Source organism: Sphingobium sp. HWE2-09 (assembly GCF_035989265.1).
Lineage (GTDB): Bacteria > Pseudomonadota > Alphaproteobacteria > Sphingomonadales > Sphingomonadaceae > Sphingobium.
In genome coordinates this window covers 240,665-267,282 of record NZ_JAYKZX010000001.1, presented here as the reverse complement: position 1 = coordinate 267,282, position 26,618 = coordinate 240,665, and the positions used below count along the sequence as shown (strand labels likewise).

22 protein-coding genes and 1 pseudogene are annotated in these 26,618 nt (G+C 57.2%); 13 read left to right on the top strand and 10 right to left on the bottom strand.

The window, feature by feature from the left end:
• From U5A89_RS01185 to U5A89_RS01165, 5 genes are all read left to right on the top strand, one after another.
• The gene (locus tag U5A89_RS01185; protein ID WP_338159393.1) at positions 1-978 is read left to right on the top strand and encodes a DUF2971 domain-containing protein; all 978 of its coding nucleotides are present in this window, start codon (positions 1-3) and stop codon (positions 976-978) included.
• Positions 979-1,017: 39 nt separating this feature from the next.
• Positions 1,018-1,539, top strand: coding sequence for a hypothetical protein (locus U5A89_RS01180; protein WP_338159392.1), 522 nt, complete (start codon positions 1,018-1,020; stop codon positions 1,537-1,539).
• A gap of 645 nt (positions 1,540-2,184) precedes the next feature.
• Entirely contained in the window at positions 2,185-4,920 is a 2,736-nt protein-coding gene (locus U5A89_RS01175; RefSeq protein WP_338159391.1) for a hypothetical protein, read from the top strand.
• On the top strand, positions 4,917-5,381 hold the full coding sequence (locus tag U5A89_RS01170; RefSeq protein ID WP_338159390.1) for a DNA-binding transcriptional response regulator: 465 nt from the start codon (positions 4,917-4,919) through the stop codon (positions 5,379-5,381). The genes U5A89_RS01175 and U5A89_RS01170 overlap by 4 nt, the downstream gene beginning before the upstream one ends.
• Positions 5,382-6,608: a phosphorylase family protein gene (locus tag U5A89_RS01165; RefSeq protein WP_338159389.1), complete on the top strand. Its 1,227-nt coding sequence runs from the start codon at positions 5,382-5,384 to the stop codon at positions 6,606-6,608.
• Positions 6,609-6,642: 34 nt separating this feature from the next.
• Here the strand turns inward: U5A89_RS01165 and U5A89_RS01160 are convergent, their stop codons facing one another.
• The 4 genes from U5A89_RS01160 to U5A89_RS01145 are packed head-to-tail and all read right to left on the bottom strand — an operon-like array spanning position 6,643 to position 9,599.
• The gene (locus U5A89_RS01160; RefSeq protein WP_338159388.1) at positions 6,643-7,269 is read right to left on the bottom strand and encodes an Eco29kI family restriction endonuclease; all 627 of its coding nucleotides are present in this window, start codon (positions 7,267-7,269) and stop codon (positions 6,643-6,645) included.
• On the bottom strand, positions 7,269-8,444 hold the full coding sequence (locus U5A89_RS01155; protein ID WP_338159387.1) for a DNA cytosine methyltransferase: 1,176 nt from the start codon (positions 8,442-8,444) through the stop codon (positions 7,269-7,271). Before U5A89_RS01155 ends, U5A89_RS01160 begins: the two co-directional genes overlap by 1 nt.
• Positions 8,441-8,860, bottom strand: coding sequence for a very short patch repair endonuclease (locus U5A89_RS01150; RefSeq protein WP_338159386.1), 420 nt, complete (start codon positions 8,858-8,860; stop codon positions 8,441-8,443). The genes U5A89_RS01155 and U5A89_RS01150 overlap by 4 nt, the downstream gene beginning before the upstream one ends.
• 43 nt (positions 8,861-8,903) lie before the next feature.
• Positions 8,904-9,599, bottom strand: a complete 696-nt coding sequence (locus U5A89_RS01145; protein WP_338159385.1) for an Eco29kI family restriction endonuclease — start codon at positions 9,597-9,599, stop codon at positions 8,904-8,906.
• 404 nt (positions 9,600-10,003) lie between these two features.
• On the opposite strand from U5A89_RS01145, the gene U5A89_RS01140 reads away from it, so the two are divergent.
• From U5A89_RS01140 to U5A89_RS01130, 3 genes are all read left to right on the top strand, one after another.
• Positions 10,004-10,903 (top strand): ArdC family protein, encoded by a 900-nt coding sequence (locus U5A89_RS01140; RefSeq protein ID WP_338159384.1) that lies wholly within the window; start codon positions 10,004-10,006, stop codon positions 10,901-10,903.
• Positions 10,890-11,093: a sigma factor-like helix-turn-helix DNA-binding protein gene (locus U5A89_RS01135; RefSeq protein WP_338159383.1), complete on the top strand. Its 204-nt coding sequence runs from the start codon at positions 10,890-10,892 to the stop codon at positions 11,091-11,093. The genes U5A89_RS01140 and U5A89_RS01135 overlap by 14 nt, the downstream gene beginning before the upstream one ends.
• A gap of 74 nt (positions 11,094-11,167) precedes the next feature.
• Entirely contained in the window at positions 11,168-12,097 is a 930-nt protein-coding gene (locus tag U5A89_RS01130) for a HEPN domain-containing protein (protein ID WP_338159382.1), read from the top strand.
• 115 nt (positions 12,098-12,212) lie between these two features.
• Here the strand turns inward: U5A89_RS01130 and U5A89_RS01125 are convergent, their stop codons facing one another.
• The 3 genes from U5A89_RS01125 to U5A89_RS01115 form a co-directional block, all read right to left on the bottom strand.
• Complete coding sequence (locus U5A89_RS01125) at positions 12,213-13,289, bottom strand: McrC family protein (RefSeq protein ID WP_338160133.1); 1,077 nt, start codon at positions 13,287-13,289, stop codon at positions 12,213-12,215.
• A gap of 179 nt (positions 13,290-13,468) precedes the next feature.
• The gene (locus U5A89_RS01120) at positions 13,469-14,068 is read right to left on the bottom strand and encodes a hypothetical protein (RefSeq protein WP_338160132.1); all 600 of its coding nucleotides are present in this window, start codon (positions 14,066-14,068) and stop codon (positions 13,469-13,471) included.
• The gene (locus tag U5A89_RS01115) at positions 14,065-15,582 is read right to left on the bottom strand and encodes a hypothetical protein (protein WP_338159381.1); all 1,518 of its coding nucleotides are present in this window, start codon (positions 15,580-15,582) and stop codon (positions 14,065-14,067) included. Before U5A89_RS01115 ends, U5A89_RS01120 begins: the two co-directional genes overlap by 4 nt.
• A gap of 518 nt (positions 15,583-16,100) precedes the next feature.
• Between U5A89_RS01115 and U5A89_RS01110 the strand changes: the two genes are divergently transcribed.
• Positions 16,101-17,846, top strand: a complete 1,746-nt coding sequence (locus U5A89_RS01110; protein ID WP_338159380.1) for a hypothetical protein — start codon at positions 16,101-16,103, stop codon at positions 17,844-17,846.
• A gap of 60 nt (positions 17,847-17,906) precedes the next feature.
• Here U5A89_RS01110 and U5A89_RS01105 read toward each other — a convergent pair whose 3' ends face one another.
• The 3 genes from U5A89_RS01105 to U5A89_RS01095 are packed head-to-tail and all read right to left on the bottom strand — an operon-like array spanning position 17,907 to position 20,279.
• Positions 17,907-19,061 (bottom strand): site-specific integrase, encoded by a 1,155-nt coding sequence (locus U5A89_RS01105; RefSeq protein WP_338159379.1) that lies wholly within the window; start codon positions 19,059-19,061, stop codon positions 17,907-17,909.
• Positions 19,054-19,914, bottom strand: a complete 861-nt coding sequence (locus tag U5A89_RS01100; RefSeq protein ID WP_338159378.1) for a tyrosine-type recombinase/integrase — start codon at positions 19,912-19,914, stop codon at positions 19,054-19,056. The genes U5A89_RS01105 and U5A89_RS01100 overlap by 8 nt, the downstream gene beginning before the upstream one ends.
• On the bottom strand, positions 19,911-20,279 hold the full coding sequence (locus tag U5A89_RS01095) for a hypothetical protein (RefSeq protein WP_338159377.1): 369 nt from the start codon (positions 20,277-20,279) through the stop codon (positions 19,911-19,913). The genes U5A89_RS01100 and U5A89_RS01095 overlap by 4 nt, the downstream gene beginning before the upstream one ends.
• A 534-nt stretch (positions 20,280-20,813) precedes the next feature.
• On the opposite strand from U5A89_RS01095, the gene U5A89_RS01090 reads away from it, so the two are divergent.
• The 4 genes and pseudogenes from U5A89_RS01090 to U5A89_RS01075 all read left to right on the top strand — a co-directional run bounded on the left by U5A89_RS01090 (position 20,814) and on the right by U5A89_RS01075 (position 26,580).
• On the top strand, positions 20,814-21,116 hold the full coding sequence (locus tag U5A89_RS01090) for a hypothetical protein (protein WP_338159376.1): 303 nt from the start codon (positions 20,814-20,816) through the stop codon (positions 21,114-21,116).
• Positions 21,113-23,119, top strand: coding sequence for a type IV secretion system DNA-binding domain-containing protein (locus U5A89_RS01085; RefSeq protein WP_338159375.1), 2,007 nt, complete (start codon positions 21,113-21,115; stop codon positions 23,117-23,119). The genes U5A89_RS01090 and U5A89_RS01085 overlap by 4 nt, the downstream gene beginning before the upstream one ends.
• Positions 23,116-26,060 (top strand): annotated as a pseudogene (gene mobF / locus U5A89_RS01080) (MobF family relaxase). Before U5A89_RS01085 ends, mobF begins: the two are co-directional and overlap by 4 nt.
• Positions 25,987-26,580, top strand: coding sequence for a lytic transglycosylase domain-containing protein (locus U5A89_RS01075; RefSeq protein ID WP_338159374.1), 594 nt, complete (start codon positions 25,987-25,989; stop codon positions 26,578-26,580). The pseudogene mobF and the gene U5A89_RS01075 overlap by 74 nt, the downstream one beginning before the upstream one ends.
• Positions 26,581-26,618 lie beyond the last annotated feature (38 nt).

The window sequence follows — 26,618 nt, the reverse complement described above, 5'->3', positions numbered from 1 at the left end:
ATGCCAATTGATGCTAATCTTCGTCAGTTGCTAGAAGTCTTCTTCTGCTATGATCGCAAGAGGACGAAGATGCTTGCGGAAGCAAAGGGCTTGTTGGCTCATTATACGACTGCCGAGACTGCGATGAAGATCGTTAGGGGACGTTCTCTCTGGCTTCGCAATGCAGCGGTCATGAATGACTTTTCTGAGGTCGAGTACGGTCGTTCTGTCATGCAGCCCGTTCTGGGCGGTGAAATGGGAGAGCGATACAAAGCTGTGTTGGATGCCATCAGTCCCGGCTTGGGAGAGGACGTGTTTAGGAGGCATCTTGCCCATAGGAACCATGCACGTGAAGCCATCTTCACAGCTAGTGTCAGTGAGCATGATCCGAATGATCGCTTAGGTCGATTGTCCATGTGGCGTGCATATGGCGGGCCGGTTGCTGGCGTTGCTTTGCTCTTCCATGGCGGTGCTGCTGATCTGGAACTAGAACCCAGCTTAGAGGTCGGAGTGTCGCCAATTCTGTATGGCGATCCCAACCATTTCGTTCAGGAGTTCGCGGAGGCAATTGCTCAGGTTGAAGCGCATTCAGACTTTCTCAAAACATGGGATGCCCAGATAATATCGAATGCGGCGACCAACGCGCTGCAACTGGCCATGTTCTCGATCAAGCATCCGGGCTTTGAGGAGGAGAGGGAGTGGCGCATCATTCATAGGCCATATGAGTATCCTGCCGCTACCATGGTGCCTTTCAACATCAGCCTGAACGGCATCCCTCAAACGGTGTATGAACTGCCATTCCATAATCCCGACAAGGGGCCGCTGTTCAACATCCCCCAGCTGAACCTCAACGACATTCTCGCCGGGGTGATGATCGGGCCTTGCGCGTATCCTGAAACGGTCTTCCGTGCGCTCAGGGATGAAATGACCGCCGCAGGTATCGAGAACGCCGGGGACAGGATTGTCGTCTCCAATATACCGCTTAGACAACAATGGTGAGCGCATGACCGCTTATAAGGACATGGAGCCGGGTGATATATGCTGGTGATCGCTATCGATAGTGCTGTGGAGGCTCTGGGGCTTGTCAAGCCGCATGCCGCCAAGACGATCGCCGAGATGATGACCTTTGACCTGGTCGAGCATCCCTGTTTGACGACTACCCGGTATCGCAAAGAGGGCGAGCAACTGACCAAGGAGGAGAAGAAGGCTCTCAGTCTGCGCTCCAATGCGTTTCTCTCCCGTGCTGCATATGACGATTTGACCGAAGCCGGGTTGATGCGGCCCTTGGAAGCCCACGAACTCGTCATGCTCAGGGCCTATTTCATCATGGCCCGATACAGGACGGTCAGGAATACGGCCAAGGAAATGGCCGAGGTGTCCGCGTGGAAGGGTGATTTCAAATACGACATTCTGAACAAGGAATGCCCGGTCTGCTGGTCGCTCGAAGGGCAGCATACCAAGGCAAATGATGCCTATATAATGCCGCCGCCGGGTTGCGTCTGCGAGACGGCTAATTACGGCTTCGGCGTCTGTGTGGACTGGCTTGCCGACATAGAGTGAGGTTAGCGGAGGCGTAGCAGCTTTGCCAAGTTGACGCCCGAGTGATCGAAAGCAGGCTTCGTAACGGCTGCTGACATTTTTATCCGCTTTAGCAATTTAACTGCCAAAGCCGCCATTCCGCGACCAGCTAATCAGCCCCTTTTTATTGCCGGGCGCTGTTGAAACGGAGCGCGGCGCAGGATAGATCGTCCAAATTGCAACGGGGGAGATATCGGTGGCAACGCCGCGGAAAAAAGGGATAACTAACGCTATTGCAGGTGTGATGAGGGGGAACAGTTCCACCTCCGAGGTGATAGCTGCAATCCATCGCCATCTTGTTGCCGCTCCAAACTCTAAGCTTGGAGTAATTAATTCATTCCTCCGCACGCGCTCTTTAAAAGTGCCGAGCGGTTCGTTTGCGCAAGCGCTGCCTCTGACTAGAACTCATATTGGGCAAATTGCTTCGATGTGGGAAGGCACTCATCTTACGCTTGAGACGAACTATCTGAAACTCGTTAGCTGGTACATTATCGAAAATCGGGAGAGGATCGATAATTGGACAGCCTTTGACTCTGTTGCGTCTGGGTTAGGTATTCACAACGAAGCGGAAAAAATAAAAATACTTTTGCTGAGTTTGCCCCTGCAGATCAGCAGGCTATGGCGTCGATGCGTTTGTATGCTGCGCTGCATTCTTATTCAGATAACGCGATACGTGAATTTCTAAATAAAAACATGACGTCTGCATGGACAAAAAACAGACTATTGTATCCAGTTGTATATTTTCACGTTAATTTGCCAAACGATAACGTCATTGAGCAACTTCTTCTTCATGTTGTTCCGAAGGATAAACATTGCCTGTACGAGCGTAGATTAATTAAATTTCTATTAGAGCCGCACCTTTCTGGTGCGCCTAACTTGGCCGTAAGGGCGTATATCGGATTGTTGAGCCATCCGTATGATGCTCTCGAATATCTCACATACGAAATTGAGCGATACGTCGCTCAGAAGATTAGCGTCACGGCGGAGCAGATCGGTATTCTAAAATCGATCGCGGAAGTTTTTCCTGGTCATAGATTGAAGCAGCTTTGCGATATAATTGATGGAATTTCGCTGCCCATTGCTAAAGTTCCAATGCAAATTTTGGGTGTTAAGTTCGATAAGGATAAAGATGATCGAAAGATTATTGAAAAGATTATCGACGTATCGGAGAGGGTCGAGCCTGATCTAAAATCGGCATCTCCTATGATGGCCGCGCTAGTTCGGGTGCGTTGGTCTCGATATCCTGATCCATCCGATTTTGAGGAGCTAGATGCTTTCAGAAAGCGCTATGCTGTCTTACGGTGTGCGAGCATCGTGGATTTTGTCTGCCGCTCATTATTTCTATTTAGCCGCGACGGCGACGAAAACGAATCGTTATCCAGATTGCGCGGAACATTAATATTTGGAGCGATCACGCCGCTAAGCTTGTTAGCGCCCGGCGGATTTAAGGCCATTCAAACAGATGCCCTTCCTGGTGCGGTGTCCACCGCCACAATGGAATCCTTCGTCGCAGAGGCGGTCGGAAGTGACGGGGAGAAGCGAAGTGACCGGATATGGATTAATTCAACTAATTGGACGTTGGCGCGCTTACAGTTCGAGGGGCGCCTGAATGCCTGGAGCGAGCAAGCAAGGTCGGCATTCCCGATTTGGGTGCATCCGCGCTATCTCTCCGGATTGGACTGGGGATGGCTTGATGACGTTCTGAAAACGGTCGGGATCATGCCGTTGAGAGGAAGTGCAGCAGGAATATATGTCTTATTACTTCGGCAGCTCGAAGAATTCCTACGAGAATCCGTGGCGTTGCGGTTGGCCGTTGAACCATTGGCTCGACAAAAGTCGATTGAGGACTTTGCTGAATGGTTGTTTTTAGAATTTAAAGAAAATTCTCTTGCTTTTATAAGAATAGTATTGACGCCAGAAACGATCATGAAACTTCGATTGGCGGACAATTACACGGCTGCAATTTCACTCAGAATAGTCCTTCTTGAAGTGTCTGTTCAAAAATTCGGATTTTTCAACAACTTGCTTTCTGAAGAAGTTCTCATTCAGGAAGAAGAGGCGCTAACCGCAACGCTATCCCGTATGAGTATTGGTGCACGGCAATTCGAAATTCCGTGGGCTTCGTTGAAGATAGATACTAACACTCGTGTTCGTGACACCTTCACGGCCCATGAGGCGATCTCTGATGCCGTAGGCGATGAACTGTCCCTGTTAGGTCAGGAAAGAGTTTCAAATTATCCATTCGCAAACGGCGCCAGTGTGGAATACGAGGTTAAAAATATAGATTGGCCGTTGACGATGACGATCTGCCAGATCGTTGAAACCTTTCTTACTCATCCTACTGCCGGTATCGAATCGATATTATCTGTTCGTATTCGACATGATGCATTTCGAAGGGAATTTGCTAACTCGATCGGAACGATCAAAGAGGGTATAATCCTTAATGTACCAAAAGCGTCAATCGTCGAATACGTCAAGCAATTCGAACGGCCCATATACTCAGATATCCAAAAATGGCTTGATGCTGAAATGCACACCAAGCGAAAGGATAAGCAGAAAGCTTTGTTCGACCTCATCCCGGATAAAAGTTCTATGAATGGACTTATTGAAAAGGGTAGGGATGTTTCAAACTTAGATATGTTGATAGATTTGGTATTCGAATGGTTGAAGGTTAGACTAGAGAAGCAGTTAGTAGGAGTTCGACAGTCTCTTAGAGACAACTTGGCCCCGTGTTTGGACGCGACGATCCAAAACGAGGCATCCCGATTAATAGGATTGGGTGAAGACGAGGAGGACGTCGTTCGTACGTCCCAAGCGCTTAGCAGCGCGATATCGCGGCGCGCCATCGAAATTGAAGAGTGGTTCAAAGTTCCAATAATAGCGCGAACTACGTCGCTGACAGCTGCGGAAATATTCGCCGCCGTTGAAGAACGGTACAAGGCTCAAATCAGCAGAGGTGACTTAAGGCTGCGAGGGTTGCCATCGGTGGTCCATAACCAATCGTTCGGCCCGGATAAAATTCGACATTTTTACGATCTGCTGAGCGAATTGGCTCGGAACGCCATAAAGCATGCTGGATTGTCCGCCGCTAAATTGCGTTATTTTGTAAAGGACGGGCATGTTATCGCATCTAATCTCGCCCGCAGTGATACCGTGGATCGCCAGGAAGTGCAGGGGCACCCATATAAAACTCTTCAGGATAGCCTCTTCGGCGAAGGGAAAAGCGGAACCAAGAAGTTGGCGTACCTGGCATCATCCACGGCGCGTGAACCGTTAGTTCTACATTTCTTTAAGCGGTTGGGTTCATATCACGTAGCCATACCGCTGAGTGCGTTTGGCCTTGAAGCTGGTGTTGATTCATGAATAAGATTCTCGTTGTCGAGGATGTTAGTGAGAAATTTGCAGATATTTCTGCGTCTCTACTCACTGTATTGAAAAGTAAATATTGCGTTACTCGTGTAGAAAATTTGAATGATGCTGAAGATGCCGTGATGAATGGGGGATGGTCTCTTATTTTACTAGATATCTCTATGGATATCTCAGCGTCAGGTGCGTTCGATTATAGCTCTGGGCATGCTACCATGGGTGGTATCGACATTCTGGAGAGAATGCACCTCATGCAAATTTCCATCCCTACGATATTAGTTACTGGTTTCGACAGCTTTCAAGATCCTGATCGATTTGACAATGCGATCATGAATTTGGAGGACGTCGACCAACTGGCCTATGATTGGTTAGGAGATAGCTATCTCGGATGTGTCCGATATGGTCCAATAGGTTGGCAAGCGGATTTGCTCAAATTTCTTGAAGCGTGGAAGAGATAGATGAGAGTTTTGGTAGTTCACGACCGTGACGAAGTTCGATCGCAGATTAAGGATGTGATCCTAGGTGCCGTCCCGCACGCTATCATCTGCGAAGCCGTAGATGGCATTCGTACCCGCGAGAAACTGACCGGAACTTTATATGATTTTGCCGTCGTTGATCTGACTATCCCAAACGTAAAGGGTCGAGGAAACGTCGGCTTTAGCGTGATCGAAGGCATTTTGGAGGAGCTGTTTGCAGGCTCTCCAATGCTGGTGCCTTCAAATTTGATCGGCATAACGCGGGACGCTGATGCTTTGGATTTAGTGAATAACAATATTGGTCCGCACCTGATGGCCGTATTGCGGGAAGTAGATGGAGATGATGATTGGAAAAAACAGCTTAGTGATCGGACACTGTACGCTGAGAATGCTATTAAATCAAAATCTAGCGCATTGTTAACTCGATATGACTATGATGCTCTTATATTTACGGCGCTGGACAAGGAATTATCGCCATATCGTGATTTATTCGAGATCAGCGAACATCCTCAAATTCCAGGGCTGGGTACCTTTTTCTTCACCGATTTGAGCGGCAAGCCTCGCAAAGGCGCATGTTTTGCAATAGGTCGCGCGGGTCAGCCATCTGCGGCATCTGAAGCACAGGGTCTGATTTGCCAATTGCGTCCGAAGCTCGCAATAATGACGGGATTTTGTGGCGGGATACCTAAAAAAGCTGAATTCGGAGATATTTTATTCGCCGAGATGGCACTTGATTGGGACTATGGCAAGTGGAAGCCGAACGAGTCAGTTTCGCGGTTGTATGCACGCCCCGAACCGATTTCTATCAGAAATTCCGCTATTCACCGCATCGCACGCGACATCGTTGAGCATGGATTGAAAAGCGAAAGTCGCCTGGCGGCAGAGATGGCTATTCTGAGTAATGGTGAAATACTCAAGCCGTCTTTTAAGCTTATTCCCTTCGCTTCTGGATCGGCTGTGATTGGCGATCACGATGTGCTTGGAAGCGTAAAATCTTTGAATGAAAGCGTGGGGGGAGTTGATATGGAATCTTACGGTTTCTATTACGCCTGCCGCTATCCTCACGCTGCTGCTCCCGAGTTTCTTTGTATAAAAGCAGTTGCCGATGACTGCGGCATCGAAAAAGATGACCGACTTCACAAAGTTTGCTGTTTTGCTTCCGCATTTGTTGCGAAAGAGATCATGTGCGATCAGTGGTCATATGAATAATATTATTTGTGGTAATTATTATATGAAATCTGTTTTAATAATGCTCGATGGGGTGTGCTGAAAGAAAGTCGGCGACGCGTTGCACAATTTCTACGCTCGTTTCACTTCTACCAGCGCACCGATCGGCCCAAGGCCGTCCAGGATGGAAATGGTCCCAGAGGGGGCGGAGGCCACTGTATCTTCCCTTACCAGGATCATGATTGCCGAAACCGTCGAGGGCGATGTTCCAAATTGGTCGGAAGCGTGCAATCAGAAGGCTTTCGCCGAGCGGAATCCAAATGTCATCGACCGTGAGATAGCGGGCATCGAAATCTGCGACCGAGAGCGAGCCTGACCCCGCTTCAACTTCCTTGATGCTATCACGGTGATCGGCCAATCGCTTGTAGAGGGCCGTCCCTCGGGCGCTGGCCGACAGGCTGGCGCCTTTCCGTCCGCCAGACGGTATCGCCTTGCCGATGTAGATAGGCCATTTCGCTTCGTCCGCGTTCGCCTCTGCTAGAGGCGCATAGCTGGGATGCGGCCCTCTGTAATAGAGAACGTAGATGCCAGCGCCCTCGAACGATTGAATATCGGCGAGCGGTTGCGCCGGGCGCGCGAGAAGTGCGTCCGCCACTGACTTACCGAGATTGACCTTGTCGAGCGGGTTATAGACCTCCGTCATTAGGCCCGACCAGCCTTCTTTGCCGCCGCCTTAAGATGGGGCGCGACGGATTGGGCTATGGCGTGGGCCAAATCAACGGGCACGGCATTGCCCAACTGGCGCATCGTTTCCGACCAAGAGCCATGGAAGACGATTTCGTTCGGGAATGTCTGCAATCTGGCGCTTTCGCGGATCGTGAAATAGCGGACCGAACCATCCGGGCGCCGCAGCATGTTTTCGCCGCCTGGCACGCCATGGACGCCAGCCTTGAGGGTCTTGGCGGGTTCGTCCAGCGGGCTACCCGTATGCCCCGGATAGCTTCGCGCGCCGGGTTGATAGCGATGATCGGCGAACTCGGATTTTGCGCGGGGAGACAATTCGGGATCGGGGAGGCCAATCAGCGCGTCGCGCGTCGTCCGCCATGCTTTAGCTGTCGGCCGCCCATCCAAGCGAGAAGCGACGGCCGGAAGGCTAGGGCGATCCCGCTTCGCGATCTTGTGACGATCCCAATAGTCGCCCTTGGCTTGATCCCAAAGCAGCGCCTCGCGGGAATGGGTTTCCTCGGGGAACGACCATTTGACGCCCATATCAGAACGGAAGCCGACGAAGAAAACACGCTCCCGCTTTTGCGGCACGCCGAAGTTCGCGGCATTCAGCACCTTGGGGGGCAAGACCTGATAGGAGAGGGCGGAACTGCCGTTGGAACTGTGATGCTGTTCCAGCCGGGCGCGATGATCCAACCAGCTTTCGCCCTTCTTGAGGGCGATTTCAGGGTAGGACAGTTGGAGGAAGATATAGCTGAAATAGGTCGCGAAGGTTTCCCGCGTCAGTCCCTTCACATTCTCGAAAATGAAGGCGCTGGGCTTCGTCTCGCGAACAACACGGACCGCTTCCGACCACATATCCCGATCGTCCTGGTGGGCGCGATGGCGGCCGCCCAGCGAGAAAGGCTGGCATGGCGGACCGCCAGTGACCAGATCGAGCTTTCCCTCGAACTTGGTGAACGAGAAATCGCGAATGTCGCCTTCGCGGGGCAGGGGCCACTGCCCCATGCCCGCGTTGCCGCGCTTGCGGTTTTCTCGGATCGTGTCGCAGCACCAGCGATCCCATTCGACAACGTCGAGGGTCTTGAAGCCAGCGCGCGTGACGCCCAGCCCCAGTCCGCCCGCGCCCGCGAATAGTTCGATAGCCTTCATGTCTGCTCCCCGATGAATCGTTTGAGCTTGTTGCCTAATTGTTCTCGCTCGCGCAACTCGCATTCCCACACGATCAACACTTTCCATCCCATCGCCTCCAAGCGTTTCACGGCGCGACTGTCGCGCGCGGCGTTCGCCTCTAGCTTGGGCTTCCAAAAATCGAGGCGGCTCTTGGGAAGACGGGCGAGCTTGCAATTTGGATCGGGATGGCGGTGCCAAAAACAGCCATGAACGAAGATGACCTTGCGGCGTGATCGGAAGACGATGTCGGGCTTGCCCGGCAAATCCTTGGCTTGGAGCCGGTAGCGATAGCCCATGGCGTGCAACATTTTGCGCACGATCATTTCCGGCTTCGTGTCCCGCCCCTTGACCAGCGCCATGCGCGCGCCGCGCTCCATAGGGGTGAGCGTGTCCACCACGATTACTGTAAGGCCGATGGGAATAGGGGCCGAATGATCCTCACGAATGCTGACCCTCGGCGGCCGGGCGCGAGCGGCGACGGATTTTCTCGATCATGAGCGCGGTGCGCTCGTCCTCGGGGGCTTCGCTTAGTGCCGCGATGGCCTGGGCTATGATGGCGGCCGCGGCCGCAGCGCTTTCCATGGTTCCGCGAGGACGGCCCTTTCGTCCAGGATGAAGCGAGTCCCAGGCCGAGGCCTTGCCCTTCATTCGTGGTTCGCCCGTCACGTTGCTTCCTAGGCCCATTCCGTTCCATGCCGGACGGAAGGTGGCGATCAAGACGGCTTCGGCCAGGCCTATGTAGGCATCATTCAGCACCAGATAGCGGCACCGGAAATCGGATGGATCGAGATTTTCCGCTTGAGCAATGGAATCGGCGTGCTTCATGATGCGATCATAAAGTTTTGTCTCTGTGACTGGCTTGGCGCTGAAGCCCTTCTTCGCGTTCCGCCGTACCGCTTTGCCAATATATAAGGGAATGCGCGAGCCGCCTTCCGCCAGATCGAGCGCCTTGAGGGTAGCGTAGGCGTCGAGTTCGCCTCCATAATAAAGGGCGTATATGCCCGCCCCGCTGAATTTGCGGAGCGAGGCTAGATCATGGACAGGCTGCTCCAATAATTCGACGGCGAGGGTGACACCGATATTCTCCACCGCAAGGGGATCGAAGAGCTCGGGGGGATTCGTGTCGGTCGCCATGCCCTTGGGTTAGCGCGCGGTCCACCGGTTCGACAAGGGACCGGAGAGTGGGCGTTCCGCCTTTGGCGGCCGGGCTCTATTCCGCTTCGCTCCACCAAGCCATCGCGCGCGATGTCTTGGCGCCTTCGGCATGACGATCCCTAACGCTGAACGCCGCCTCGCGTCGTTGGCGGCCACGAGGCCTGCGGCCCCGTGATGTCGTTTGTAGCCGACCGCGCGGCGCGGCGGAGTGGGCGTCGGCTTTCTCTAGGCTTGGGCCGTCGGGCCGCAAGCCGTTCCGGCTCCTCCACTTTGTTTCGGTCCTTCGGATGCGGCCCGCCTCATAGCCCAAGCCTTCCGCGCGCCTCTCGCCGCCCACCCCGCCACTTCGGCGGCCGGTGCTGTGAGGGCAGGGAGAAAGTGAAGTGAGCAAGGATCATGGAACATTGTACGTGGAGGTGACGGAGCGCGTCATCGCCGAACTGGAGCAGGGGCGGTTGCCATGGGTGCAGCCATGGGACAGCGCCAAGGCCGCGATCGGCTTGCCCCGGAATGCTGGAACGGGTCGCCGATATTCCGGCATCAACGTGCTGATCCTTTGGTCGCGGCTCTTCGAGAAGGGGTATGGTGCCCAGCGCTGGCTTACCTATCGGCAAGCGCGGGCGCTTGGTGGTCATGTGCGGCGGGGAGAAGAGGGGACGACGGTTTGTTACGCGGATCGCTTTACGCCCCGTAGCGAGGAAGATCAGGCGCGGGACGAAGGGCGCGAGGCACGGCAGGTCGCGTTTCTAAAGCGCTTCACGGTTTTCAATGTCGAGCAATGCGAGGGTTTGCCCGACGATTTGACGGTCGCGCCGGTATCGCTGGCGGTCGATGAAATCGTGCCATTGGCGCACAAGCTTGTTCGGGCCAGTGGCGCGGACGTCAAGATTGGTGGCGAGCGGGCCTTCTATGCCCCGGGACCGGACTATATCCGTGTCCCGCCTCAAGCGGCCTATCATGACCGCATCAACTGGTATCGAACCGTTTTTCATGAGCTGGGTCATTGGACAGGGCATGCCTCCCGCTTGGGTCGGTCGTTCGATAGCGCTGATTTGGCGGCTTACGCGCGCGAGGAACTGTGCGCGGAGATGGCCAGCGCTTTTCTTTGCGCGGAACTTGGGATCGTGCCGACCGTCCGCCATGCCGATTATATCGGCGCGTGGCTGGCGGTACTGAGGGAGGACAATAAGGCGATATTCCGGGCGGCCAGTCTCGCGAGTAAAGCGGCTGACTTCATCCTGGCATTCACCGACCAAGAGGGAGGTGACGATGAAGACGCCTGACCCCGTACGCATCGAAAAGGCGAAAGCCGCTTTCGCGCGCATGTCGAAGCGCACCCTCAAAATCTTCATCTTAAGTCAGGTTGAGGGTCTGAGCTATGTCGAGATCGCCAAGCGAGAACGTCTGTTTCTCTGGCAGGTACGGCGTCACATGCTTCGCGCGATACGCATCATTGTTCGTGAAATGCGCTGAAATAAGCCTCGTTCGCCTTGCCAACCTAAAAGGGCTTGGCAAGGCGATGATTTGCCGCGATTCTAGGCGGCATCATGAGAAGGCTCGACGATCCTAATGTGCAACTGCCCGACGCCAAGCGTCGGGAGCTTGCCCATGTCGTCGGAATTATCCGCGACGGCTTCGCGCGGGCCATTCGCCATCGGACACAGCCACGGTATCGTGACGGCCATATTCTCAAGATCATCCTGTTCGGCAGTTACGCGCGAGGCGATTGGGTGGAAGACCCCGTTGGGCGCTATTTCTCGGATTATGACATCCTCGTGGTAGTCGATCATGAAGACCTGACCGACATTCCAGAATTCTGGGCGAAAACCGAAGAACGGCTGCTGGAGGAACTGACCGAGGGTAAAGCGCTGCGCACACAGGTTAGCCCGATCTACCACAGCCTTGAAGATGTAAATGAGAAGCTGCGGCTCGGGCGATATTTTTTCTTGGATATATTGAAGGATGGCGTTCTCCTGCACGAGGAACCCAACCATCAGTTTATCGAGCCCAAGCCCCTATCGAGCGGTGAAGCCCTGCGGGAGGCCCGCGAATTTTTCGAGGAATGGTTTGGTTCCGCGGAAGGGTTTTTGGACACGGCTCGCTATGCGGCGTCTCAAGGTCGCGACAAGGAGGCTGCCTTCCAACTTCATCAATCGGCCGAGCGTTTCTACCATTGCGTTTTCCTAGTTCGCGCCTTGTACAGTCCGAAAACCCATAATCTGAATCGATTGCGAGCGCTGACGGAGCAATTCGAACCACGATTGCGTTTGGTATGGCCGACCGACACGCGGCTCCACAAGCGAGCTTATAACCTTCTGCGCGAAGCCTATATCAAGGCACGCTACTCGCGGGAATTCATCATCGGCGAGGAAGAATTGGCGTGGCTGGATGATAGGGTGACGTTGCTCCAGCAATTGGTCGGTGAGCTTTGCCTCGCCCATATTGCCGAATTGGGCAATCGTGCGAACGCCGCCTGAAATTTTACCGCGCGGGCCTCGGAGGAGCTGCATCGACAGGCGCGAATTCTCTTGATGTGCTTCGATGCCAGCCTTGAGAGAGGCGTGAACAAGGTTTGCATCCGCATTCTACCCGTCAGTTGCCTTGCGACGTTTCGAGAAACGTGTAGGGAGCAGTTCGTTCATCAAGGTCGAACGGAACAACTCGGAGCCGGAGGTTTCCACCAAAAACGAACGGTTCAAGCGGTTCTTTAAAAGTGTCCGTGCGCGGGTAGACTAGATGGAGATCGCCCTTGCCTTCAAGATGTCGATGCCCATAAGCGAAAAGTTGATAAAAATCGGCTTGGGAGAGACCATAGCCGGATGCGCGATCTCCATGGATTAGCTTCCACTTCGCATCAACGATCCAGCGCTCCTGGCCGTTGGAAACCAAGATATCGGGCCGCAGTTCGAACCAGGGCTGCCGTTCATGAGTGCATAGATGAGTACCCCGGCTTTGGGGCTGAATCTCAAATCCGACAGGCGCAGCCATCTGTAGAGAGCGGGTCACATAAGCCTCGAATAGTCTCTCCATCGGGAACAGCATGCTCAATCCGCGGCTAGGACCGTCAACGCTAAACGGCGTTGATCGAGTGAGGATGAGCTCGCACGGCCCCTTTATCGTGAGGTAATCAGCCATTAGCCTGCCATTGTCCCATGCACGTAGGTCGGAAGAAAAGTCAGGGCTAAGCGGGATATTCTCCAACAGGATCGAGAGTTCGCGTGCGACGCGCCAATTGTCCGCGGATTTCGTCTCACGCAGGATGAGATCGATACAGGAACGGATTAGGCGATTTTCCGGACGATCAAACGAGAAGACGTCATGATGGAAGGAGAATAGATGAGCAGCGGCCGGACCGTGGCGGATTTGGGCAGCGACATCTAGAGCGCCGCGGAGATAGGGTTCCCTTGCGTCCACCCGTTGATAGGCCTGTCGCACCCCTCGGCGGACGAGAATAAGGGCCTCCTCCAGGAACATCGCCGCTAGCCACTCGGGTAACGGGAGAGTGAAGCGCGCGAGATCAGCGATTCCCCCAGGGCGAGGGCGCAGTGACAGGGCCTCGCCGATCATGCGAATAAGGAGCGCGCGAGAGAGGAGCAGCGCCGGAATCCGCCGTGTGCTTGGGCAATATTTCCACACGCGTCCCGCACGGTGTTTCCAGCACGCCCACATAGTTGAGTGCGCGCAATGTGCTTGGCCCATCAACGCGTAGGAGTTCGCCTCCGTCCATCCCGACGCGATTTTCCAGCAGCCATGCAAACGCGCTGCTTGAGACCGTCGCCTGATCCAACGTAGATTCCACTGGCGCCGTCGTGATGCGTCCGAATTCGCGGATAGTCGGCATGGCCTTTTTATTCAGCCATTATCGAACGATATGCCGTCGGGCGATTGAGCGCCTGTTCGTTGAGGCGCCATCGCTTGTGTTGCGGTACTTGTGTCGCGGCATCGCCGAAGAGCCGTTTAGCGTCATTGTCGCGTTCGATTATGAACTGATCTGCCGGCTCCTTGCGATGGTCGTTCAAGACGAGACGCACCCTGTTCCAATCATCGAAGAAATACTCTTGGAGGAGTGGTAGAATCTGTTTCTCGAATATGTGTCGCAAAGGGCTAATATCGTCGCCCGCCTCTAGCCCGAGTAGATATGCCTGTCCGAGGCGGTGATCGCGATCGAGTAATGCTTCGATCCGGTCGTTAAGCGTCTCTAGTAAGGCTCCAAGGTCGACCCCAGCGACTTCGACGCCTTCCAGTGCGCTCGTATCGGGTTCCACTTCCTCGAAGATGAAGCGGCGTCTCAGTGCGATGTCGACGCTGGCGAGCGAGCGATCGGCGGTGTTCATCGTGCCTATGATATGAAGGCCGCTAGGGAGTGAGAAGCGTTCCTTGGAATAGGGAAGGACGACGCTCAAGGCTTCGGTCGCGCCCGCACGCTTGGAAGGTTCGATAAGCGTTATAAGTTCGCCAAAGATTTGCGAGATATTCCCCCGATTAATTTCGTCAATAATGAGGACGCTCTCGCGCGCCTGGGGGATGTGCTAGCCAAAATGGCCTCGACTAGCGAGGGCAAGACGTTGCTGTATCCGTTGACGATATATTTTTCGAGGCGGCTCTCCGGGATCTTGTCGAAAACCTTTCCTCTGCGGATATCCTCGAGGGTGACGACCTTTCTGCTGACGAGATCCGCTAGGGCCTCGAGGATGGCCCAAGGCAGCGGCAGCTCGGAATCGTTGGGCTTACGTAGCCAGAGAATTTCATTGGTGGAGCGGAGCACCTTGTAGCCCCCGAATGCGGTTCCAGGCGACAGCATCCGTTTCCCGCAGAACGCCTTCAAAACCCCGTCCGCGACATAATAGTGCACGGTGCCGTCGGGGCGCGCCTCGGCTCGAAGGCCTTCGACGAAATCCTCGTAGCTGAAGCTTTGATGGAAGGTCACGAAGCGAATCCGGTTGTCGTTTTCCAGTTCATCGAACCGGCGCTTGAGCGCTTCCCGATCGTCGCGATGGTCGCCAGCGAAGTCTGGATCGAGAATCTGAAGTGCCCGATCGATCGTGCGGAACGTCTTTCCCGTGCCCGGTGGGCCGTGCAGAATGAGATTGAGCGCCGATCCGGGCGTGGCGGAACCGGCGCTAGAGACGACATCCGAATCTCCGCTTCCAGTCGCCAAGCGTTCGCTAGGCGCCCATTGCTCTTTGAAGCGATCGTCATAAAAATCGATGGTATCGCCAACCTCTTGTTCCAGAGTTCGGCGTAGCTCGAGCAAGGCTTTATCGCGCGCGACCTTGCCCATTTGTTTAATGGATCGCGTATCGTGTTCAGAAAGACCGCTCAGGATAAGGCGGACGTCGCCGGGACTTGCGATACGCTCGAAGCTGTCAGGGAAGAGTAAAAAGGGGAGGATATGCTTTAGCTGCCGATATCCCTCGTCAGGAACATCATCGAGCCACTGCGCGAATTCCCACGGATCGTCGAGAAGCGCGCGCCGATCATCGATCGGCTTTTCCTTGAATGCCAGGGTGGCGTTAATGAGGTAGCGCAACTCGCGCGGTCGATGAGCGAGAAACCCGACACCGGCGGATCCGAGGCCCTCTAAGAGAGACGGCGCCAGCATCTCGTGATCTTTAGGTGCTGGCTCACCCGACCAGCCCCAAGCCACATTGATAGCCGTGATCTTCGAACTCGAACCCAAGTTGCTGGGAAAGAGATTGAGGACCCACAGCATTTCGGCAACCAGTTGGCAGGCTTCATGCGTGGCGTTGGCGAACTGCCGCTCGAGCTTGATGAGAAAACGGTCTTTGCTGCTATCCGGAGCGCCGTTGAAACGTGCGTTGACCTCTTCGACATTGGATTTGAACCATAGGTCTCGGTCGGAAAGAATCGATCCGTCAGTGATAAAACAGCGGTCTCGCCAGGCAGCGGCGGCTGACAAAACCGCGCTGGAATTGGCATGATGCGGGTTGTGACGTGACAAGATTATTCCTTCCCCCAAAGTCGACGGTGGGCAACCTAGTGGCGTAAATCGGTTACGCAAGCGTGGAGAGCATGAGGGGCGGACGGCGCCTCAACGATCAGGAGGTTCGCGGAAGCTTGGCGACAAAGCGAAATAAATTCACGTCGTTGCGGGAATAAATGGTCCGATACAAGGCCGCCGATGGGCCGAGCGTTTAAAAACAATGACGTCGAATTGGAGATTCCGCCGTCTTGCAACTGCGCCCGGATCGCGGACGCTCCGGGCCATGCCCGGATTACGCCGATTGAACCTGGATTATTGGAATGCCAATGAAAATAAGCCGCGCGAATTGCGACGCGAGCCATCCTTTTTCGCCCAAGAGGGGCCGCAAGGTCCTACCGATCGTGGAACGACCAATTCCCAATCAAACGGAATGGATTGACCCCCCTTGCTTTCGAGAGGCGCTTGTCCTGCATCTCAACCGTTTCTCGGAGAGCTATTATCAGCTTCACAAGTCCATCATCAAATCGGGCGAGAAGTTGGATCGTTCAACGCTACAATCGTGGATCGAAGGCCGCCGCACGCCCCAAAGCGCCGCCAGTCTCGAGATTCTTAACCGCATCGAGGTCCGCTATGACCTGCCCGCTGGATATTTCCGATCGAAACTTCCCCACCCGGCGCGTGCGCCGTCCGGGATCGCTATCAATGGCGTGACGAAGACCGAGCAACGGCGGCTGGCATGGCACCTGCCCGACGATTTTAACACAAGGTCATTGAAGCAACAGGCAGAGATTCTGGAATGGGTCCGAGAGGTGGTGATTTCTGGCGCAACCGAGTATCGCCGCTTTCAGGCGCAGGCCATGAAGCTCCGCTACGCGATCCGATTTCCCGCAATCACCGGCAAGAAAATTCGGGGCGTCCCGGCGAACGAGGCGGCGCCCGACATTGACGACGATATGGGTCATGTCGGCGTGGTGGATGCGCCACCTCGCCTTGTAACGGAGATGGCGGACCTTGTTCAGTTCAAGACCTCTACCTTGACTGACATAGGGTTCCAGCGGAACGGAGTTTGGGGTGAAGAAACGACGAGCCAGAAGATCGAGCATTTCGGCCTGATGTTCGGCGCACTGGCAGCATCGCCGCGCGGGGCCGTGGAGGGGCATGGTGTACCGATCAGGAGTATAACCTTCGCGATGTTGGTCTTCCCGCGAGTGTGGGATTGGTATGTTCAGTGGCGTGAGCGGCGGCGCGGCTTCTTCACCCGATGGGAATGCGATATGCTGCGGAATGCGATGGCCCTTGTCCGGGCCGATACCGGTTGGTTGCGGCAGCATCCCGAACTGGCCGACCGCCTTGTGCCGATAGAAGGCCTCATATCCTCCAACGACATTGGCGCAGCGCGCGCGAACTGGCAGCAGGCTTGCGATATTCTCCACGCACATGCCAGTGCGCGGGTCCGGGAGGTGGAACGGGTCGCCCGCATCCATCGCGACCCGATCGAACCGATCCTTCCCATATTGGAGGCACCCAGCCCGGTCGCGGAATATCTGAAGATTGCCGAGGAAATTTTGAAAGTCCGCCCTGACGGGCGGCGATATCCGAAGGCTGCGGCGGAAGTTGTCCGGTCCTATCTCCTGATCCGGCTGGGCCTTCATCTTGGACTTCGGCAGAAGAATTTGCGGCAACTGATGGTCTGCCCGCGCGGGAATCTGCCGCGTTCAGAGCGTCAGCTTGAAACCATGAAGCGCGGCGAAATTCGCTGGAGCGATCGCGATCAGGGCTGGGAAGTCCTTGTACCAGCAGTAGCCTTCAAGAACGCACACTCGTCTTTCTTCGCAGGCAAACCCTTCCGGCTGCTCCTCCCCGACCTTGGCGGCCTCTATGATCATATTGAGGCTTATGTCGAGAAGCATCGGGCCATCCTGCTCAATGGGGCGGACGATCCCGGCACGTTTTTCGTGAAGACGGTGAAGACGACCAGCCGCGATGCGTCCTATGATCAGAACACCTTCTACGAGGCATGGCGTTTGGTGGTCCAACGCTATGGCGTCTTCAATCCCTATACCGGTCGGGGCGCGATCAAGGGGCTGCTTCCGCATGGCCCGCATAATGTGCGGGATGTGCTGGCGACCCACATTCTGAAACAGACTGGATCATTCGAGCAGGCAAGCTATGCGATCCAGGATACTCCGGATATGGTGGCGAAGCATTATGGGCGGTTTCTGCCGCAGGACAAGGCAGCGATGGCTGCTCGAATTCTCAATCAGGTGTGGGAAGCGGCATAAGTGAATAAAACGGCGCGGTCCGATGGACCGCGCCGTTTTATTCACTTATGCGAGACTGTGTTATCGCGTTTGAGCGATGAGGAGGCGACCTAATTTCTCGCAAGTGGCCATGAGGACATCATCCGCCAGATGAGCATAGCGCGCGGTCATCTGAACTCTGCTGTGACCGAGGAGCCGGGACGTTGTGAACAGCGTTTCCCCTGACATAACCGCATGACTCGCGAAGCTGTGCCGCAGATCATGGATGCGCAATGTAGGGGGCAACTCGGCTTCACGGCGGATGCTGCCCCAGATTGAACGGACGCCCTCATAGTGCTGGCGACCAAGAAGCGGGAATACGTGGCGAAGCCCTCCAATCCCTTTTCTCTGAAGGTTGGCGCGATAGGATTTCAGGAAGCGGCGGACCGGCGCGCCGAGGGGAATATCTCGCGAGCCGGTCTTGCTGTCGCGCAGCCGAAGCCGATCGGGATATATATCCTGCCATTCGAGATTGACGGCTTCGCTGACACGACATCCCGTTACGGTAAGGAAGCGGAGCAGGGCGGATGCCGTACATCCTGCCTTGATCCTTTGGTCCAGTACGCCGCCAAGCCTTGCCATTTCCTCAAAGCCGAGGAAGGTGCCGACGACCTTGCGGCGGTTCATTCTGATCCCCTTCGCGGGATTGCTCGAGCCGTCCGGCATGTAGCCCCAGGCGCGCGCCCGTCCAAGCATCTGCACCAGAATTCCAAGGGCGCGATTGGCCCCGCCTGGCCTTCTCAGGCTATAACCTTCAAACCATCGAACCACATCCTGACGAGAAATGGCATCGAGCCGCTGGTGGCCGAAGGCCGGTAGTAATTCACATCGCACATAGGTGCGGTATGTGCGCAAACCCTGCGGCTTGTAGAAGGCGCCGCAGCGCTGCTCATGTTCAATCTGGAACGTGGCGAAGTGTGGAACAGCAGGCGGCTTTGCCGGAGTTAAAGTCTCACCTGCGAGAAAGGCGCGGGCCGACGCTCGCGCCGCCTTCACGCCTATTTCCGGGAATGAACCCAACGACCGCCGGACGGCCTTGCCGTCGACGCTCGCGCGGACGATCCAGCTTCGCGACCCGCCGGGTTGTACCCGTAGAGCGAGGCCGGGGAGGCGGGTGTCTCGCATGGCATATTCCCTTTGTCCGGGTTCGGCGCGGGCGCAGAGGGTGTCGGTCAGGGAGAGGCTCAGGTTAAGCATGAGCGGCCTCCTTCGGGCTGTCTATTCCGCTCGCATTGGTCTTCCGTTTGCGGGCGGGATCTTCATGCCCATCGCCGCGAAGGGAGCGTTCGATGCGCCGGGACACCTTCGACGCCGAGCGCGTCAATGCATCGGTGGCAAGGTGCGCGTAGTCAATAGTGCTGTCGATGTCGTTATGCCCGAGCAACTGACCGATCAGTCGCAGGTCGATGCCGTTTGATACCCCGACCGACGCGAAGTGATGCCGCAGATCATGGACGCGAATGTTCTCCAGGCCTGCCGCTCGCCGGATCAATGCCCATGCGTGATCGAGCACCTTCATCGGTCCATCGCTCTTCGATGCCGGAAAAACGAACCGCCCCTTCGCCGTTTCCTTGCGGGTGGCAAGCAAGTCGCGGGCAGGGGCGTTCAGCCAGATCGTTCGGGGGCCGGTCTTGGAGTCCTCCAGAATCGCGCGCGCGCCGACTATCCGGTCCCATTCGAGCGAGAGGATTTCGCTTCGCCGGGCGCCCGTCAGGAATAGGAGCCGCACCGCGTCGCAAGCATCGGGCACCCGATCCTGCAATCCTTCGAGCGCGGTCCAAAGCCTGCGAACCGCATCGGGAGACATCATTTTGCCGCGCTTGCTACGCTGTTTCTTGCGCAGGCCTCGGCACGGGTTTGAACCCGGTTCACGCAAGCCATGGTCCTCTGCGTAGAGCATCAACCCGGAGAGAGTGGACAGCGCCATGCGCACGGCGCTGCTCTTCGCGGCAATATCCAGATGCCAGCGGTTAACCTCTTCCGGGGTCAGTGTGCGAAGCTTATGACCCCCGAAATGGGGAAGGATGTGGGTCGTCGTAGCCGCCTTCATGTTGCGGATCGTGCCGGGTTTCCAGCGCCCCGCTTCGCCCGAAATGAGGAATTGGGGAAGACCTCCGCTATCGTGGCATCGGGTCCAAAAAGGGGATGATCCTTGGTGGTGGATCGGTGCTGCGGACCGGCGGCAAGGAGGCGGCGGGCGGCTTCCAAGGGCAGGTGTCGTGCGTCACCAAGGGTTGTGCGAAGGGTTCGCGCCGCCACCCGTTCGACGCTAATCCAGGTGCGGGCACCCGACGCGCGGAGGCGCAGGGCAAGGCCTTTGGCCTTCGTATCATAGAGCAGTTTTTCTCCCCGCGCGGGGAGGGGAATGGAAAGGATATCCATCGCATCAAAATCGATTTTCGTGCCGCTGGGCATGACAATATGGCTCCACAATTCCGGCGCCTTGCGGGCCGGTGGAAGCGCGTCCGGGGTATGTTCCCCAGGACACGCGGGGAACTTATCGGCGGCATCGGTTCGTAACGGGCATCGCTCTCAAGGAAGGGCCGTCCCCGATCTTCGTCCGGCTTGAGGTTGCCGTTCTGGATCAGTAGGTTGACCGCCTCATCGAACTATCATCTGGCGCATTCGCAAGCTCATGCGAAAGCTCAGACGCACGCCTGAAAGGCGTAATTTGTAATGCACCGTACGCACGGGTACTGCGGGCGCGAATCGCCAGCATTTGCGCGGTTTTCAAACCTAATTCGCGTCGTCGCCTGAGGGCACTGATTGACGCCGCTCGGCACGCTTTGGCTGTCATTTCTGACGGCGGGGCGGCTAAGTGCCTGATCTGTCTTGGCACCGTTTGGCTGCCCCTCTAAATACATGTAATCAATTGAGATCGGGCTGGAATTATAATATAAGGGCCATGCTTCATCACGATTGGCCAGGCGACGAGCAGGAGTTCGGCGCTTGCCCAGAGTTACCATCAGATTCAAGGACGCGCTCTTCGGGCGTCTTGTCGTCGGCGCTCAGGCGGCCGGCTCAACCATCCCCGACTATGTCCGGGATATCCTTAACCGCTATGAGGGCATGGACGCGGCTGGCTATCATGGCCGCTTCGACGAAGTGCAGGCGACCCTCATCCAGGTCTTCGCCATCCTCGCCGCGTCGGTGAGCGCGCGCCGACCCGATATCCTCGAGAAGGGGATGGAAGATGCGCACGCCCTGCTTCTGGAACGGGGACTTCTCGATCCCGAAGAGGCGCAATCATGAGCATCTTCCGGAACGACACGCTGGGTTCCTGGACCAGGGGCGGGCAAGCAATCGTCCATAATGTCCGCATGACCACGCAGGTCTTCTTTCAGACCCTGCTGGCGGGGGTCGCCATCTGGGTTGGTGGAACCATCTGGTATGTGCTGGAGCAGTCGACCGACTATCAGCGGTTCGTGGCAGCGAAGATCGCCGAGGCAACGCTAAAGAGCGACGTGCCGGGCGGCGCGCCGGTCCTTTTCCGGACCCCATCGGGTCGTCAATATTGGACGACGTCCGATGCTTTGCTCGGCTCCCGCATCGCCAAGAAAACCCTACAGGCGATGGAGCATCATCTGGTGTATGGTGCCGCGCTGGCTGGCGCCTTTGCTCTGTTGATGCTTTTCTGGGCCTGGTTCTATTTTACCCGCACGGGGAAGGGGCTCGGCTCCAATCAGTTCTTGCGCGGGGCTCGCTTTGGCACGGCGCGGCAACTCCGGCGGCAGCTATGGCGCAACCGAAAGGGCAGTTTTGCGATCGGCGGCGTGCCTGTTCCCGACGCCTTCGAGCCTGAGCATATCCTCATCTGTGGTGCGCCCGGCACCGGCAAGACCAACATCATCGTCAAGATGCTGGGTGGCATGCGAAAGCAAGCCAAGCGGGCGATCGTCTACGATACCGCCGGCACCTTCGTCGAGAAGTTCTACCGGCCCGGGCACGACATATTGCTCAACCCGCTGGACGAGCGGGCCGATTGCTGGTCACCCTGGGTCGATGTCCCGCGTGACTATCACTATGATCAGATCGCGGAGTCGACTATCCCAGACAAAGGTGGCGATCCCTTCTGGGCGAAGGCGGCCCGCGGCACGCTGGTGGCGGTCCTGCGCAAGCTTGCCCGACATGAACGGACGCTGGTTTCGGCGCTCTTGGAAACGGTGCTTCGCAGTCCCCTGAAGACGCTGGCAAGTTTTGCCGAAGGCACCGATGCCGCCGCGTTCATCTCGATGGAAGGTGACCGTACGTCGGCCGGTATCCGGGCTGAACTGGCCTCGGTGATGCGCAGCTTCTCCTATCTCGATGACACGGTCGACGGCTTCTCGATCCGGGACTGGGTCGCCAGTGAGGAGGATGACAGCTGGCTCTTCATCACCGTGAAGGCGGACCAGCTTCCCTCCCTCCGGCCCCTCGTGACGGTATGGCTCGACATCGCGATCAGTGCCATCATGAGCCTGCCGCCCGATCGTAAGCGACGCCTCTACTGCGTCATCGACGAGCTGCCGACGCTCCAAAAACTGCCGTCGCTGAGCGATTTTCTCGCCCGGGCGCGCAAATATGGCGGCTGCGGTATTTTAGGGTTCCAGTCCTATCCCCAGCTTGAAGCGACCTACGGCATTCAGGACGCCGCGGCGATCACCGGCTATTGCTCGACCTGGGTGGCGCTGCGCGCAAACGACACGCCCACGGCCAAACATGTTTCCGAAAATCTGGGACAGGTCGAACAGGTCGAGGCCAATGAAGGCATGTCCTATGGCGTCAACGATATGCGGGATGGGGTCAACTTGTCGCGGATGCAGGTGACCCGCCCGTTGGTCATGCATACAGAGGTCACCAATCTCCCCAATCTCGCGGGCTTCCTCCGGTTCGGCCGTAACCTTCCCGTCGTCCAATTTGCCGATAGCTATAATGTTCTGCCGAGCCTGGAGGCCGCATTCGTCGAGCGGCTGGCGCCGCCCATCCGTCTGGAATCGAAAGATGAAGGCAAGTCGTCCTCGAAGCCGTCAGGATCGCCACCCAAGCGGCGGCGGTCGAAGAAGGCGGAAGCGCCCGAACCGCCGATCGATGCGGACGAGGGCAGCACGCACACGCAAGACGAGGTCTGCTCGCAGGCCTCCCCGTCCAATCCGGTGGAGGGGGAGGATGGACCTTTAGGAGGCGGGCTGCCCAAGCTCCTCGGTCGCGCCAGCGGCTTCCGGCTGCGGCAACATGGGCGTGCATCGGGTGACCGTAATGATGCGAGGCCGGCATGATGCATCCGCGCCGCCTGAAGGGGTCGCCCGGCAACATCGCCCGCTACTATGCGGTCGGCGATTATTATACGAAAGGGGATGGAGAGCGCTCGTCCTGGGGTGGCGCACTGGCGAACGAACTCAGACTGTCAGGCGATGTCGATTCCGAGACGTTTCGCGCCCTGCTCGCCGGCAAGGTCGCGGGCCAGCAGCTCGGTCGGCACCGCGCCGAGGGTATCCAGCATCATCCCGGATGGGACTTCGCGATCAGTGCGCCCAAATCGGTTTCGGTGATGGCCCTGGCCATGGGCGACGAGCGAATCGTGCAACTCCATGAGAGATCGGTCGATGTCGCGCTCGCCTATCTTCAGGAACATGCCCAGCTGCGACGGCGGGAGGAGGGAAGCATCGTTCACGAGACGACCGGCCGATTGCTGTGGGCGCGGTTTACCGAGCATGCGAGCCGCAAACTCGATCCCCATCTCCACACCCATGTCGTCGTCCTCAACATGACCAACGGGCAGACAAACGATCCGATGGCGAGCCTTGAAACCCGCGCCATGTATGCCGAGCAGATGACCAGTGGGCAGATTTATCGGAGTGAACTTGCCCATGGCTTGCGCGAGCTTGGTTATGAAATCGACTTCGATCCACGCCGGGGTCTCTTCGAAATCAGGGGCGTTCCCAAGGCTCTCATTGAGGAAATGTCGCAACGGGCCGAGCAGATTAACGAACATGCTGTCGAGCATGGCCTCGTCGGCCAGGCGGCACGTCGCCAATCCTTCTACGCGACCCGCAGCGCCAAGGTGAAGATCGGGATCGAAGCCCTGCTCGATCAATGGCGTGGACGGCTGGGGCCCCATGAGAAGCCGCTTGATGCCGTGAAGGAACGCGCCGCCCAAGTGGGCGAGCATCCTGTCTCGGTTGATCAAGCCGATGCCGCCCGTGCCGCTCTGTTCGGGATAAGGCAGTCGGAGGGAAGGGAGGCGGTGAACCCGCTTGGTCGCCTTTATTCCACGGGCCTTGCATCCCATGTCGGTGAGGTTCGGTTTCAGGATTTGCGGCCTCTGATCGAAGCGCATGAGGCAAGGCGCAAGCTGCTGGCGACGCGTGGCCAGACGGGGGATGCGATACTGACGCGGGGCCGGACGACTCGGCGGACGGTGCGGCTGGAGCAGTCGCTCGCCATGCATCTGGCGCTCGCCGTCGAGGACGGACGGCCTGTGGCAAGCGCTGATCGTCTGCTTCCGGTACTTGAGCAGGCGGGTCTTTCCCCGGAGCAGGAACGTGCGCTGGTGGACATGGCTACCTCGCGGGACCGGGTGACAGCCGTTCACGGTGTCGCGGGGGCGGGGAAGTCGACGCTCGTCCGTTCGCTGAAAGACGCCGCGCTGCCGGGTAAGACCTTCATCGCTCTGGCGCCAACATCTTCCGCCGCTGCCGAACTGGGGGAGAAGGCGCAGATCGAGTCGCGCACGGTCGCGAGCCTGCTTGCGGGCGGTGGCTATGGGATCAGCGGCAACCATGTGCTGGTTCTCGACGAGGCGGGGCAGCTGGGAAGCCGGCAGGCTTTACGGGTGCTGGAAATCAGCCGGGCCACTGGCGCTCGCCTCATTCTCCTTGGCGACAACAAGCAGACGGGCGCGATCGAGCAGGGCAAGGCCTTCTGGCTCATGCAGAAATTGGGCATGGAAACGGCCGAACTGACCGAGTTGCGTCGGCAGGAAACCGAGGCGATGCGACAGGCTGTCGCGCATGCGCGGGCAGGGGATTACGCAGCCTCAATTGGTCGGCTCGACAAGGTGGTGGGCGGTGGGGATGCCGCTACGCTCGCTGCAGATGTGGTCGCGGAATGGACGCGCCTCAGCCCCAGGAGCCGCGCTGCGACTAACATTCTTGTCCTCGACAATGCCTCGCGCCTCATCGTCAACGACGAGATTAGGGAGGTGCTTCAGCGCGAGGGCGTCGTTGCCGCCGAGGATACCCGGCTTTCAGTCCTGACACCCGGCGGGTTAAGTGATCAGGAGAAGCGGCTGGCGCAATTCTACTCTGGTGGGCAGATGGTAACTTTCGGTCGCGATCAGCCAAGAGCGGGGCTGGGACGGGATAGCGAATATCGCGTCGTAGGGATGGTGCGGGACAGTCGAGGTCGGCACCTTGTCCGGTTGGTCAATGAGCAGGGGCGCGTCCATCTATGGGATCCCGGCACGGCCAAATCCTCGCAGGTCAACGTCTTCATGGATGAAAAGCGAGACCTGAGCGAAGGCGACCGTATCCAGTGGCGCCTGGCGTCGCGCGAACTCCAGCTCAAAAATGCGGAGCGGGGAGAGTCGAGAAGATGGACGGCCCGTTGGCCACGATCCGCTGGGATCGCGGCAATCGGGTTCAGACAATCGACCTCTCCCGGCACAAGACCTGGGATCACGGCTACGCCGAGACTATCTATTCGGCTCAGTCCAAGGCCTATGACAGGGCCTATGTCCTGGCACCTGTCGGGTCGCCGCTGGTGAACGCGCAGAATTTCTACACGGCGATTACCCGCGCCCGATATGGGGTGAAGCTCTGGACCCAGGATTCCAAGAAGTTGGTGGAGACGCTCGCCGAACGATCGGGAGAGAAGACGTCGGGCCTCGAAGGGCTTAGGCGCCTCGAGCGCGATCATCGCGACCGAATGGCTGCGCGGCTGGGACCACATCTCCATCAACTGAAGGGGGATCAGAACATGGAGAGACGCTTGCGCAGCGATCGCCGACTTGAGCGCGAGCTCTGGACCCGTGGCTCAAGGCCGAAAGGTATGGCCAACAAGCTCGCTGGTCGGGCTCAACTGATTTTCGAGGTACTCGACCAGCATCTTCAGTCTTTGCTGAGCGACCGTCAAAGCAATCGGGATGCGCCTGCTCCTGCGCGCGAGCAGCAGACCCGCGACAATGGAAGGGAGGGCGGCCGTGGTCTGGATCGCTGATCGACGCTGGATCTGCGTCGCGCTGCTGGTGCTGATGGCGACTTTACCCTGCGAAGGCGCTACAGCGGCAAGGCCACCGGAACCTGATGTGGCTCGATGCATCCGGCAGGCGGCACGCGGTCACGCCTGGCTCGAAAAGACGCTCTGGGGATTGCGCGATCAGGAAGCCGGTTGGATCGGCGCGGAAATCCTCAACAAGGATGGAAGTCATGATTTCGGCCCCCTCCAGATCAACAGCTGGTGGGTGCCGAGGATCGCCGCGCTCCTGGCTCGACGCGAGGGGGAAGTCCGGCGCTGGCTGCAATTTGATCCCTGCTTTAACGCCGAGGCGGCACGCTGGATCTTTCTCGACGCGCTCAAGATGAGCGGCAATTATTGGAAGGCGATCGGCATCTATCACAGCCCAAGCGGTATTCGCCAACGCAGGTACGCGGCGTTGGTCGCGGTTCACCTGCAAAGGCGATTTGGGATCGATGTGTTCGGGAGGCGGGCCGTCACGCTGGTGCGGCCAGTCCCCTGATTTGCCCCCTGGGTGGAGCCGCCTTGGGAACGGAGGCT